6 protein-coding genes are annotated in these 13869 nt (G+C 68.6%); 2 read left to right on the forward strand and 4 right to left on the reverse strand.

The genetic code is table 11. From position 1 onward, the window contains the following. The first annotated feature begins 53 nt into the window (after positions 1–53). A complete protein-coding gene (locus DS837_RS12040) occupies positions 54–1187 on the forward strand; it encodes an efflux RND transporter periplasmic adaptor subunit (RefSeq protein WP_149164977.1) in 1134 nt (377 codons plus the stop codon). 3 nt (positions 1188–1190) lie between these two features. Continuing rightward, complete coding sequence (locus DS837_RS12045) at positions 1191–4313, forward strand: efflux RND transporter permease subunit (RefSeq protein WP_149164978.1); 3123 nt, start codon at positions 1191–1193, stop codon at positions 4311–4313. Between the two features lie 59 nt (positions 4314–4372). Here DS837_RS12045 and DS837_RS12050 read toward each other — a convergent pair whose 3' ends face one another. From DS837_RS12050 to DS837_RS12065, 4 genes are all read right to left on the reverse strand, one after another. Beyond that, complete coding sequence (locus DS837_RS12050) at positions 4373–5353, reverse strand: transglutaminase family protein (protein WP_247889888.1); 981 nt, start codon at positions 5351–5353, stop codon at positions 4373–4375. Next, positions 5331–7925 carry a circularly permuted type 2 ATP-grasp protein gene (locus DS837_RS12055; protein WP_247889889.1) on the reverse strand — a complete coding sequence of 865 codons (2595 nt, stop codon included), beginning with the start codon at positions 7923–7925 and terminating at the stop codon, positions 5331–5333. Before DS837_RS12055 ends, DS837_RS12050 begins: the two co-directional genes overlap by 23 nt. A 227-nt stretch (positions 7926–8152) precedes the next feature. Further along, positions 8153–10240, reverse strand: a complete 2088-nt coding sequence (locus DS837_RS12060; RefSeq protein WP_149164979.1) for a di-heme-cytochrome C peroxidase — start codon at positions 10238–10240, stop codon at positions 8153–8155. A 228-nt stretch (positions 10241–10468) separates the two neighbouring features. Next, complete coding sequence (locus DS837_RS12065; protein WP_149164980.1) at positions 10469–13813, reverse strand: transglutaminase family protein; 3345 nt, start codon at positions 13811–13813, stop codon at positions 10469–10471. Positions 13814–13869: the final 56 nt, after the last annotated feature.

Genomic DNA, 13869 nt, shown 5'->3' on the forward strand with positions numbered 1-13869 from the left:
ACGCCCCGCGCGCCCGTCCGGCGGTTCAGCGGGCCTGTGCGGGTTCCGTATCCATGCGCCACACGCTTCGCATCGTCGCCCTTCTGGTTCTGGTCGCTCTCGGCGGCGGCGCCTACTGGTACTTCGTCAAGCAGGGCGGGACCATCAACACGCTGCTCGCCGGCAAGGTTCCGTCTCCCGGAGGCGCGTCGTCTGGCGCTCCGGCGGCGGGAGGGCCGCCGGGTGGCACGCCGCCGATGCCGGTGGAGGCCCTGCCGGTCAAGGTCGGCACGGTGTCGCGCCAGGTCACCGCGGTCGGCTCGCTGCTGTCGAGCGAGTCGGTGGTCATCCGGCCCGAGGTGGCGGGCAAGGTCTCCGAGATCGCCTTCCTGGAAGGGCAGGCGGTGAAGAAGGGGGCGGTGCTGATCCGTCTGGACGATTCCATCGCCCGCGCCACGCTGGCCCAGGCGCAGGCGAGCATCGCCTTCTCCCGCGCCGAGCTGAGCCGCGCCGAGGAGCTGTACCGCCAGCGCACCGGCCCCGCCCGCAACCGCGAGCAGGCGCTCGCCAAGCTCCAGTCCGACGAGGCGGCGGTTCAGCTCGCCAAGGCGCAGTTGGAGAAGCTGACCCTGACCGCCCCCTTCGACGGCGTGCTGGGCCTGCGCAAGGTCTCGGTGGGCGACGTGGTGGCGGCGGGCAAGGACATCGTGAACCTGGAGGCCATCGATACCCTGAAGCTCGATTTCCGGGTGCCGGAGCTGTATCTGCCGACCGTCCGCACCGGCCAGACCCTGAAGGTCGCCGTGGACTCCTTCGGCGGGCGGAGCTTCGACGGCATGGTCTACGCCATCGACCCGCTGGTCGACGTGAACGGGCGCGCGGTGGTGATCCGCGCCCGCGTCCCCAACACCGATGGCGCGCTGCGCCCCGGCCTGTTCGCCCGGGTGGCGCTGACGCTGGACCAAAATCCGAACGCCGTGCTGGTGCCCGAGCAGGCGGTCAGCGCCTTCGGCAACAAGCAGTTCGTCTTCAAGGTGGTGGAGGGCAAGGCGGTGCAGACCACGGTCACGCTGGGCGAGCGCCGCAACGCCGAGGTGGAGATCACCGCCGGCCTGCAGCCCGGCGACGTGGTGGTGACCGCCGGCCAGCTGAAGATCCGCGATGGCGCACCGGTGGTGGTCGTGAACAACAAGCCGGCTGGGAGCTGATCCATGGTTCTCTCCGACATCTCCATCCGCCGGCCGGTCCTGGCGACGGTGATGAGCCTCGCGCTCATGCTGATCGGCATCGTGTCGTACCAGCGCCTGTCGGTGCGCGAATACCCGAAGATCGACGAACCCGTCGTCACGGTGGAGACCACCTACAAGGGCGCGTCGGCCGAGATCATCGAAAGCCAGGTCACCCAGATCCTGGAGGACTCGCTGTCGGGCATCGAGGGCATCGACGTGATGTCCTCGATCAGCCGTGCCGAGAAGAGCCAGATCACCCTGCGTTTCCGGCTGGATCGAAACGTCGACACGGCGGCCAGCGACGTGCGCGACCGCGTCGGCCGCGTGCGCGCCCAGCTTCCCAACGAGATCGACGAGCCGGTCATCGCGAAGGTGGAGGCCGACGCGCAGCCGATCATCTATCTGGCCTTCTCCTCCGACCGCCATTCGCCGCTGGACGTGACGGACTTCGCCGACCGCTACGTCAAGGACCGCTTGCAGAACCTGCCCGGCGTCGCCCAGGTGCGAATCTTCGGCGAGCGGCGCTTCGCCATGCGGCTGTGGCTCGACCCGCAGCGCATGGCCGCCTACCGCGTCACCCCGCAGGACGTGGAGAACGCGCTGCGCAAGCAGAACGTCGAGATCCCTGCGGGCCGCGTGGAGAGCAAGGCGCGGGAGTTCACCGTCGTTTCCGAAACCGACCTGCGCACGCCGGAGGAGTTCGACCGCATCATCCTGCGCGACGACGGCGGCTATCTGGTCCGGTTGAAGGACGTCGGCCGGGCCGAGCTGGGGGCGCGGGACGAGCGGGTCAGCGCCCGCTTCAACGGGCGCGGCGCCGTCGCCATCGGCGTGGTCAAGCAGTCCACCGCCAACCCGCTGGACGTCTCCAAGGCGGTGAACGAGGCGCTGCCGAAGATCCGCGCCGCCCTGCCGGAGGGCATGGGGGTGGATGTCGGCTACGACAGTTCCGTCTTCATCGCCAAGTCCATCGACGCGGTGTTCAGCACGATCTTCGAGGCCATCATCCTGGTCGTTCTGGTCATCTTCGTGTTCCTCCGCAGCTTCCGCGCCACGCTGGTGCCGCTGGTGACCATCCCGGTGTCGCTGATCGGCGGCTTCGCGCTGATGTACGCCTTCGGCTTCTCGGTAAACACGCTGACTCTGCTGTCCATGGTGCTGGCCATCGGCCTCGTCGTGGACGACGCCATCGTGATGCTGGAGAACATCTACCGCCACATCGAGGAGGGCGTGCCGCCTTTCCAGGCGGCTTTGCAGGGATCGAAGGAGATCGGCTTCGCGGTCATCGCGATGACCATCACGCTGGCCGCGGTCTACGCGCCCATCGGCTTCATGACCGGCCGCACCGGCCGCCTCTTTTCCGAGTTCGCGCTGACGCTGGCGGGGGCGGTGATCGTGTCGGGCTTCGTCGCCCTGACGCTGTCGCCGATGATGTGCTCCAAGCTGCTGAAGCACCAGACCAAGCACAACGCGCTCTACAACGCCATCGAGCGGCTGCTGAACGGGCTGACCAACGGCTACCGGGCGCTGCTCCGCGTGTCGCTGAAGGCGCGGCCGCTGGTGCTGCTGGTCGGCGCGGTGGTGGCGGGGCTCAGCTACACGCTGTTCACCGGGCTGAAGTCGGAACTGGCGCCGGTCGAGGACCGCGGCACCATCGTCGGCATCGCCATTGCCCCGGAAGGCTCGACGCTCGACTACACGGAAAGCTACGCCAAGCGGATGGAGGACCTGTTCCGCCAGATCCCCATCGTCGAGAAGTTCTTCGTCGTGGTCGGCTTCCCGGTGGTGAACCAGGGCATCTCCTTCGTCCGCCTGATCGACTGGGACGAGCGCGACGTGAAGCAGCAGGCGATCACCGCCCAGCTCTTCCCCAAGATGTTCGGCATCCCCGGCATCCTCGCCTTCGTCACCAACCCGCCCTCGCTGGGGCAGAGCCCGGTGGACAAGCCGGTCAACTTCGTCATCCAAAGCTCGCTGCCCTACGACGAGCTTCAGAAGATGGTCGACGGGCTGATGGCCGAAGCGCGGAAGTTCCCCGGCCTGACCAACCTCGACACCGACCTGAAGCTGAACAAGCCGGAACTGCGCATCACCATCGACCGCGACAAGGCCGCCGACCTCGGCGTGGATGTGGAGACGGTGGGCCGCACGCTGGAGACCCTGCTCGGCGGACGGCAGGTCACCCGCTTCAAGAAGGAGGGCAAGCAGTACGACGTCGTGGTCCAGGTCGGCGACGTCGACCGCCGCAACCCGGACGACATCGCCTCCATCTACGTCCGCGGCACGCCGACGATGGCGGCGGAGGCGGGCGTCGCCACCAGCGCCGGGGCGATGATCTCGCTCGCCAACCTCGTCCACATCGAGGAGCGGGTGGCACCCAAGGAGCTGAACCACTTCAACAAGCTGCGCTCCGTCACCATCACCGCCACCCTGGCGCCGGGCACCTCGCTGGGCGAGGCGCTGGGCTATCTCCAGGAGGCGGCGAACCGGGTGCTGCCGGCCACCGCCCAGACCGACTATGCGGGGCAGAGCCGCGAGTTCCGGGAATCGGCGACGGGCCTGTACTTCGTCTTCATCCTGGCGCTGGCCTTCATCTATCTGGTGCTGGCGGCGCAGTTCGAGAGCTTCATCGACCCCTTCGTGATCATGCTGACGGTGCCGCTGTCGATGACCGGCGCGCTCGCCGCCCTGCACCTCACGGGCGCGACGATGAACGTCTACAGCCAGATCGGGTTGGTGACCCTCGTCGGCCTCATCACCAAGCACGGCATCCTGATCGTGGAGTTCGCCAACCAGCTCCAGCGCGAGGGGGTGGACATCCGCAAGGCGGTGGAGGAAGCCGCCGTGCTGCGCCTGCGCCCGATCCTGATGACCACGGGCGCCATGGTGCTGGGCGCCGTGCCGCTCGCCAACGCCCATGGGGCGGGCGCGGAGAGCCGGCAGGCCATCGGTGCGGTGATCGTCGGCGGCATGCTGTTGGGCACCTTCCTGACGCTGTTCGTGGTGCCGACGGTCTACAGCTACATCGCCAAGAAGAAGCCCCTCCCGGCGGTGGACGGCTCTGCCAGCCATCCGAAGGGCGCGCACCCGCAGCCGGCGGAGTGATCGGCGGCCAGATGGCTGTATTTTGAACAGGCGGTGAAGAGCGAAGCGGGGCGCCCGGATCAGGGCGCCCCGTTCTCCTCCAGCGGCTCGACATCGACGCTGACCGACAGAGTGTGGCCGGCGGCCCCCATCAGGACGCCGCGGGCGGGGCTGACGTCGTCGTAGTCGCGGCCCCAGGCGATGGTGATGAAGTCCTGGTCGGCGCGCCGCGCGTTGGTCGGGCAGACGTCGATCCAGCCGGCCTCGGCGCCGCACCAGACGGAGGCCCAGGCGTGGCTGACGTCGGCGCCGATCAGCCGCGGCCGGCCCGGCGGGGGCAGGGTGCGCAGATAGCCGGAGACGTAGCGGGACGGCAGCCCCATGGCGCGCGCGCAGCCGACCACGATGTGGGCGAAGTCCTGGCAGACGCCGCGGCGGTGCCGCATCACCTCGGCCATCGGGGTGGCGATCGTCGTCGCGGTGGGGTCGAAGGTGAAGTCGTCGTGGATCCGCTGCATCAGGTCCAGGGCAGCGTCCGCCGCCGCGCGGCCGGGAGTGAAGGACAGCGCGGCGTACTCCTGCAGCGTCGGGCCGGCCGCCACCAGCGCGCTGTCGAAGCGGTACTGGAGCACCTCCGCCCCGTCCTCCGGCCCGGTCAGGCCACCCAGCGAATCGCGCACAAGCTCCCAGGATGGGGTTAACATGGCGTCGAGCAGCGGCGGTGGGCCGACCTCCACCTCGCTCTCCGCCGTCACGACCAATTGCCGGTGCGGCTCCTGCATCGCGACATAGGTGACGGTGTTGCCGAAATAGTCGGTGTGGGACGACTGCACCGCCGGAGCCGGCAGGATGGTCAGCGTGCTCCGGTGGACGCGCTGGCGCGGGTGCGGCCGGGCGGTCAGGTGCAGCAGATGGTGCGACACCGACACGTCCTCGCCATAGTCGTAGCGGGTCGTGTGGCGCACGCGGAAGCGAACGCCGAAACGGTCACCGGAGGGATCGTCAGCGGGGGCCGCGCCGGCCAGGGTCGGGGAGAGGTCAGGCCGGTCGGGCAAAGGCATGGCTGAAATAGGCGTGGGTCAGGAGGTTGGAAATCTCAGGCAATGACAGGGCGAGCGAGTCCAGCAGCGTGTGCAGGGCGGCGCCCGAATCCAGAGCCTCCGGCGCACGCAACGAGGCGCGGGCGGCACCCAGGATCGAGCGGGCCGAGGCGGCCGTGTCGCCCGGCACGGCCTGCGACCCGCTGGGCAGGGCCGCCACATGCCGCTCCAGCGCCGCCAGCTGGAAATCCAGGGCGCGTGGATTGGAGTCGTCGGCCAGCAGAAGTTCCAGCACCGGGCGCCGTCGCACGCTGGTCAGGTAGCGGGACCGGTAGGTCATCACGCTTTCTCCCAGTTCCAGCAGCACGCTCAGCGTCGCCACCTGGACGGGCTCGTCCTGCCGTTCGAGCGCGTGGACCTGGATGCCCCGCATCACCGAAATGATGTGGAGCGCCCGCTCCATGCGCCGTCCGATGTCGAGGAAGCGCCAGCCCTGGCCGCGCGTCATGCTTTCCTGTTCCAGCCCGGCGATGGCGGCGAGGCTGGTCATCAGGTCGTCCAGCCGCAGCAGCATGGCGGCGGCGTCCAGCTTGTGCGCCGGCGGCTGGCTCTGCCGCTCCAGCATCGTGACCACGCGCCACATGTCGAGCGACAGGCGGTCGCGCACCGAATAGGCGGTGCGGTGCACCCGCTGAACCTGGGCGCGCAGGCTGTTGGGATGGTCCGGGTCGACGACCGAGCCGTAGAGCGCCGTCCTCAACGCCCGCCCGCCACCGAGTGCCGTGACGCGCGTCAGGTCCCAGGGGATCATGCCCTCCCAGGCCATCAGATGGAGCAGCGGGCGAAGCTGCAGCGACGCGCCCGGCACGTTGCCGTCGGTCAGGCGGGAATGGGTGGAGCGCAGCAGGCGCACCGTGCCCTCCGACCGCTCCGCGTAGCGGCCCAGCCAATAAAGGCTGTCGGCCACCCGGCTGGGCAGGTCGGCGGAGGCCGCCCTGGGCGCCGGCTGCGGCTCCTGGGCCGGCTGCGGGCGTGGCGTCGCCAAGGTGGCCTCGGCCCGGCGCCCGGACAGGATCCAGGTGTCCTTGCTGCCGCCGCCCCGCTGCATGGAGACGACCAGCTTTCCCGATTCGGTGGACACGCGGGTCAGGCCGCCGGGCATGACGGTGTAGCTGCCGTCCGGACGGGCGCAGAGGAAGACGCGCAGCACCAGCGGGCGCGGCTGCAACCGTCCGCCCTGCCAGACCGGCGCCGTGGACAGGGCCAGCCGCTCCTGCGCGACGTAACACCAGGGGCGGGCTCTGATGCGCTCCACGAGGGAAGCGCGCTCGGCCGCCGACAGGTCGGCGCCGAAGATCGGCTCGAAAGACAGGGACGGGAAGGCGGGCTTCACCACCAGCCCGTCCAGATGCTCGATGACGTAGGCCCGCTCGTCGTCGTTGCCGCACCACCAGACCGCCACGCCCGGCATCTTCAGCTCTTCGCCCAGCAGATGGCGGCACAGCATGGGCAGCGACGGCTTGACCGCCATGGATTCCATAAAGCCGGAGCCGAGCGCGTTCGCCACCACCACGTTGCCGGCGCGCACCGCCTCGATCAGCCCCGCCACGCCCAGCGAACTGTCGGCGCGCAGCTCCAACGGGTCGGCGAAATCCGCGTCCAGGCGGCGCAGGATCACGTCCACCGGCTCCAGCCCCGACAGCGTCTTCAGATAGACCTGACGGTCGCGCACGGTCAGGTCGCCGCCCTCCACCAACGTGATGCCGAGGTAGCGGGCCAGATAGACGTGCTCGAAATAGGTTTCGTTGTAAGGGCCGGGCGTCAGCAGAACGATCCGCGGCTGGTCGCGGCGCGGGCTGAGCGACAGCAGCGTTTCCTTGTACGCCTCGAAGAAGGGGGACAGATGCTCCACCTGGCAATGGCGGAAGCTGTCCGGCAGCACCTTCGCCAGCACCGCCCGGTTCTCCAGCGCGTAGCCGCTGCCGCTCGGCGCCTGGGTGCGGTCGGACAGCACCCACCAGCGCCCGTCCGGCGCGCGGGCGAGGTCCGCCGCGTAGAAATGCAGGTGGATGTCGTTGGGCACCGGAATGCCATGCACGGCGCGGCGGAATCCGGGATCGGCGTGGATCACCGCCGGGGACAGCCGCCCGCTGCGCGTCAGGGTCTGCGGCCCGTAGATGTCGGCCAGCACCGCGTTCAGCAGCGTGGCGCGCTGGATCAGCCCCGATTCGACCGCCTTCCACTCGTGGGCGGGGATCAGCAGCGGCACCATGTCGAGCGGCCAGGGCCGCTCCATCCCCTTGGGGTCGCCGTAGATGTTGTAGGTGACGCCGTTCTGGTGCAGCAGGCGCCGCGCCTCCTCCCATCGCTCGGCCATCAGCTCCGGGTCGAGGGGACCCAGCGTGCCCATGAAGGTCTGCCAATGCGGGCGCAGGCGGCCCTGCCCGGTGACCATCTCGTCATAGACCTGCCCGCCGCCATAACCCATGGCGTCGGCCTCGCCGAACAGCGATCCCTGAAGGAACGGCACCGGACGCAGCCCCGGAAGGGCCGGCGTGCTGGGGTCGAGAAAGGGGGAATCGCGGTCGGACAAGGCGGGTTCGGGCGCTCAACTCTGGTACGGTGCTGGGGAGTGTGAACGTCCGTTCCCGCCGATGCAAGCGGCGGTTCGGAGGCGGCGTGGCGCAATTGCATTCCGTCGCCCTCCGGGGACAGGGGGCGCGTGTGAGGGGTGCCCTTTTGCCGGACGTTTCCGCTTCCCCGCTCTCCGCCCCTTCGGGGCACCCTCTCCCCGAAGGGAGAGGGCTGTGTACGGCCGCCTTACAGGGTCTTCAGGTACTCGAGCAACTGCCAGCGCTGTTCGTCGGTCAGCGACGCGCCGAATTCGTGACCGGTGTTGTGATTGCCGGGCTTGGCCGTGTCGAAGGTGAAGCTGTTGTCGTCCGCGCTCTGGTCCACGCCGACCTTGAGCGGCTCGAAGGAGTGCGTGCCCAGGCGGAAGGTCGCCGAACGCTGCGAGGCCGGGAGCAGCATCTCGTACAGGTTCGGGACCGAACCGTTGTGCATGTACGGCGCCGTCGCCCACACGCCGTCCAGCGGACGGGCCTTGTAGGCGAGGATGCTCTGGATCAGCTCAGCCAGAGCCTTGGTCGCCTTGGCCTCGGCGTCTTTGGCGGCCTGCGTCGGCTCGGTCGTGAGGTTCGTCGCGGCAGCGGCTGAAGCCTGCTCGCTCGAAGGGGACGCCCGCTCTTTCAGCCTACGCAGCAGGGCCTGGGCGGCGTCGTCAACGGGCTTGCCCTTGACCGGCTTGGTGAAGGCGCGGGTGTCCTTGACCAGCACGGATGGCTGCGGGGCGGAAGCTGAGGCGGCTGCGGTCTCCGTCTTCCACACCGGCGGATCGTCCCACGGGGTCGGGGTCCGCACGTCCTTGGCGCCCGTCCAGCTGGTGTCCAGCAGCAGCGAGGCGACCGTCCGGTCGTGGATGACCGTGCCGATCAGCGAACCGGTCACGGCGTTGGCCAGGACGTTGACAGCCAGATCCTCCTTCTTCAGCGCCGTGCCGATGATCGGCGGCATGACCACGCCCTCGATCGGGCCGGTCTTCAGGAAGCGGCAGGCGGCGTCCACCGCCATGGTCGGATCGGATTCGTAGGCGACGGAGATATGGCCCGCCTTGACGGCGGCGGGAACTCCCTTCGCCGGGTCGCAGATGGTCTTGGTGAAGACCTCGACCACCGTCTCCGGCCGCTTGTCCGCCCAATTGAACAGCGGGATCATCCGGATCGGCGTGTCGGTGACGGTCATGTCACGCGGCAGGACCTCATGACAGCTCTCGCAATTTTCCTTGTAGATCGACTCGCCGGCCGAGGCCTTGACGATGTCCACCTTGCCGGCGATCGAGTCCGGCCACACGGGCGAACGCAGCTCGCGCACCAGCTCTTCCATCCAGATCAGGTTTTTCGCCCGGATGGTGGAGTTGTAATAGTATTGATCCTTGCTGGGCGGTGCCTTCAGCGCGGCCTTGCCGAACACGCCCAGAACCTCTCCGGCGTTGCGGGCAAGCGCGGTCAGGCGATCGCCGTTCGGCACCGCGCCGTTCCACTGGGCCTTCGGCTGCTTGGAGGCGTCCCACAGGTAGGGGAAGCTGACCGGCGCGTTGGGGTGAACGCTGTTGGACGGGATCTTCAGGTCGATGGCGCCGACCCGGTTGAAGATCATCTGGAATGCGTCGGTGCGCATCGGCCCCCACGGTGACGCCGGGGTGCTGTCGGCGACGAAGGTCGCGAAGTCCTTGTGGAAGGCGGCCAACTTCCGGTGCAGGTCCACCCGCTGCGCGTCGGTGGCATAGGGACCGAGAACGCGGCGGGAGAACACGTCGAAGGCGGCCGTGTTGCCCAACGTGTATTTCACCGCGTCCGAGATGCCGCTGATCAGGCCGTACAGGTCACCGGTGGTGGCCGAGCCGTCGATGCGCATGGTCTTGTCGCCGACGCGCCAGTCGCCGGTGTGGCAGGCCGCGCAGGTCAGGCCGATCCAGGTGGCGCCATCCTTCGGGTCGGTGTCCTTGGTGAAGCCGACCGGCAGAACGCCGTCGCTCCAGCCACTCTTGCTCGCCGCCAGATAACCGTAGCGTGTCAGATCCTGATGGAAATAGCTTTGCTCCAGCGGCGTGGTCAGCGACGAGTCCGGCAAGGCCATGAACCAGTCGTGGGGCATGATCTGCGAGCCCTGGGTGGTGCTGTAGTACCACTGGCGCTCGGCGTCGGTCCAGTTCTGGTCCAGGTACCAGTAGTCGCCGATCTTCTGCGGCAGGCTGACGGGAACGGGCCGCGGCGGCTCCGGCGGCCTTTCGGCGCAAGCGCCGAGCAGCACGGTCCCCGCCACGACGGTAAGAAGGCTGGCTTTCATCCCTTTCGCTCCTGAAGGATATCGGCGGCAGGCCGACGGAAATCGGTCAGAAGCTAGCTCGGATAACAACCAGGAGGATATTTAAACCATAAATACTCTCCTTTCTGTCTCTTTTCGTCGAAGTCGCCGCCTTCCGGGAGATGAAATCCAGAATTGCACCTACGAATGGATGAGAATCAAGCCGAATCGCGCAACGCGCGCGAATCGGCCTTTCGCCCCCGCCGCGGATCAACCCCGCCGCAGGTCCAGCGTCATCGGAAACTGCGGGTTGCGCTCCTCCGCTGGGGTATCCATCGGGCCGGGGGTGTGGCCGAAGGGGAAGAAGCGGGCAAGGCGCCGCCCCTCCGCCTCATTGGCGTTGACCGGGAAGGTGTCGTAGTTGCGCCCGCCCGGATGCATGACGTGGTAGGTGCAGCCGCCGATGGAGCGGCCCGCCCACTGGTCCAGGATGTCGAAGACCAGCGGCGTGTGCACCGGGATCGTCGGGTGCAGGCAGGAGGGCGGCTGCCACGCCCGGTACCGCACACCGGCCACGAATTCGCCCTCCGTCCCAGTGGGAATCAGCGGCACGCGGCGGCCGTTGCAGGTGACGGCGTAGCGCGCGTCGGTCAGGCCGGCGACCCGCACCTGCACCCGCTCGACCGAGCTGTCGACGTAGCGCACGGTGCCGCCGCCGCCCGGCTCCTCGCCCAGGACGTTCCAGGGCTCCAGCGCCATGCGCAGTTCCAGCGCGATGCCGCGCTGGTTGACATGGCCGTAGACCGGGAAGCGGAAGTTCATGTGCGGGTCGAACCAACGCTCCTCGATGGGATAGCCGTGGTCGCGCAGGTCGGCGATGACGTCCGCCAGATCCTGCTGCACGAAGTAGGGCAGCATGAAGCGGTCGTGCAGCTCCGTCCCCCAGCGCACCAGCTTGCCCTTGTAGGGCGTCTTCCAGAAGCGCGCGACCAGGGCGCGCAGCAGAAGTTGCTGGGTCAGGCTCATCTCCGCGTGCGGCGGCATCTCGAAGGCGCGGAACTCGACCAGCCCGAGCCGCCCGGTCGAGCTGTCCGGAGAGTAGAGCTTGTCGATGCAGAACTCCGCCCGGTGGGTGTTGCCCTGCACATCGGTCAGCAGGTTGCGCAGCACGCGGTCGACCATCCAGGGCGGGCAATCGCCCGTCGCCGCGGCCTTGTCGATCTGATTGAAAGCGATCTCCAGCTCGTAGAGCGCGTCGTCGCGGGCCTCGTCCACGCGCGGCGCCTGGCTGGTCGGGCCGATGAACATGCCGGAGAAGGCGTAGGACAGCGACGGGTGGTTCTGCCAAAAGGCGATCAGGCTGCGCAGCATGTCGGGCCGCCGCAGGAACGGGCTGTCCGCCGCGGTGGCGCCGCCCATCACCACATGGTTGCCGCCGCCGGTGCCGCAGTGGCGTCCGTCGATCATGAACTTCTCCGCACCCAGCCGCGACTGGCGGGCGTCCTCGTAAAGCTCCAGCGTGTTGCGGACCAGCTCGTCCCAACTGTGGGCGGGGTGGATGTTCACCTCGATCACGCCGGGGTCGGGGGTGACGGCCAGCGAGTTCAGGCGCGGGTCCTTCGGCGGCTGATAGCCCTCGATCACCACCGGCATGTCCAGCTCGAGCGCCGTCGCCTCGATCTCCGCCAGCATCGCCAGATAGTCCTCCAGCGTGTTCATCGGCGGCAGGAACAGGTGGATGCGCCCGTTGCGCGCTTCGCAGGTCAGGGCGGTGCGCACAACCCACCACGCCGACTTGCCGTGCTCCGGCATCTCACTGCGCACTTCGGCCATGGCGCGCTGGACGTGCTCGTTCCGTCGGGAGGCGTCCTGGCGTCCGGCCTCCTCGCGGAGCGCGTGCTGGCGCAGCGGCACCCGGTTGGGGGGCAGCGGCGCCCGCTCCTCGAACGGGTCGGTCTCCCAGGAATAGGGATAGTCCTGCGGCGACACCCAGGGCAGCGAGCCGAGCGGCAGGCGGAAGCCGACCGGGCTGTCACCCGGCATCAGCAGCAGCCGTTCCTGGCGCAGCGGCCACGCGCTGGACAGCCACACCGGCCCCTGCTGGGTCATCTTGCGGTTGATCGGCAGGGCGAAACCGACCGGCTCGTTCAGGCCGCGGGTGAAGACGTGGGCGAGGCGCGCCCGCTCCTCCTTGTCCTCCAGCTTGCTGTCCAGCGGATCGACGTTGACCGGCAGCAGCGATTCGCGGCGCAGGTAGTGCCAGGGGTCCTCATAGGCCGCCAGCACCAGCGCCGGATCCAGCCCCAGCTTCTTCGCCAAGCTGACCAGGAAGGCACCGGCGTCCTCCGCCGTGTGGCCGTAGTCGGTGTCCTCGCGGGCCAGCAGGTCGCTGTTCGCCCACAGCGCCTCGCCGTCGCGGCGCCAGTAGACGGTCATCGCCCAGCGCGGCAGCGATTCGCCGGGATACCATTTGCCCTGCCCGAAATGCAGCAGCCCGCCCGGCGCGAAGCGCTTGGCCAGCCGGTGCACGAGGTCGGCGGCCATCTTGCGCTTGTTGGGCCCGAGCGCCGTGGTGTTCCACTCCGCCCCGTCCATGTCGTCGATGGACACGAAGGTCGGTTCGCCGCCCATGGTCAGGCGCACGTCGCCAGCGGTCAGCTCCTCGTCGATGCGGTGGCCCAGCGCTTCGATCCCCGCCCATTGCCGGGGGGTGTAGGGCTTGGTGACGCGCGGCGCCTCGTAGATGCGGGTGACCGACATCTCGTGCCCGAACTCCACCTCGCACTCGTCGATGAGGCCGGAGATCGGGGCGGCGGAGGAGGCGTCCGGCGTGCAGGCCAGCGGGATGTGCCCTTCGCCGGCCAGCAGGCCGGAGGTGGGATCGAGGCCGACCCAGCCGGCGCCGGGCAGGAACACCTCGGTCCAGGCGTGCAGGTCGGTGAAGTCCTCTTCGGGACCGGATGGGCCGTCGAGCGCCTTCTGGTCGGCGGTGAGCTGGATCAGATAGCCGGAGACGAAGCGCGCGGCCAGACCGAGGTTGCGCAGGATCTGCACCAGCAGCCACGCCGAATCGCGGCAGGAGCCGGTCCGCTTGCCCAGCGTCTCCTCGCAGGTCTGGATGCCGGGCTCGAGGCGGATGACGTAGCCGATGTCCGTCTGGAGCCGCTGGTTGATGTCGACCAGGAAGTTGATCGACGCCGCCGGCTCCCGCGAAATGCCGGTCAGGTAGTCGGCCAGCAGCGGCCCCGGCTCCTCCACCTCCAGATAGGGGCGAAGCTCGCGCTCCAGCCACGGTTCGTAGGCGAAGGGGATGGTCTGGGCCTTCTCCTCCAGGAAGAAGTCGAAGGGGTTGATCGCCGCGATCTCCGCGACGAGATCGACCTCGATCACGAATTCGCGGGTCTTTTCCGGGAAGACGAAGCGGGCCTGGTAGTTGGACTGCGGGTCCTGCTGCCAGTTCAGGAAATGATGCTTCGGGGTGACGCGCAGCGAATAGCTGAGGATCGGGGTGCGGCAGTGGGGGGCCGGGCGGAGCCGGACGATCTGTGGTCCCAGATTGACCAATCGGTCGTAACGGTAGACGGTCTTGTGGTTGAGAGCGACGTGGATCGCCATGAAGTTCCACCCGTTGTCTGCGCTGGCCGGTCCCCTGCGGCTCTCCGCCGCACGGG

It is taken from the genome of Azospirillum brasilense, assembly GCF_008365405.1.
Classification (GTDB): Bacteria; Pseudomonadota; Alphaproteobacteria; order Azospirillales; family Azospirillaceae; genus Azospirillum; species Azospirillum brasilense_D.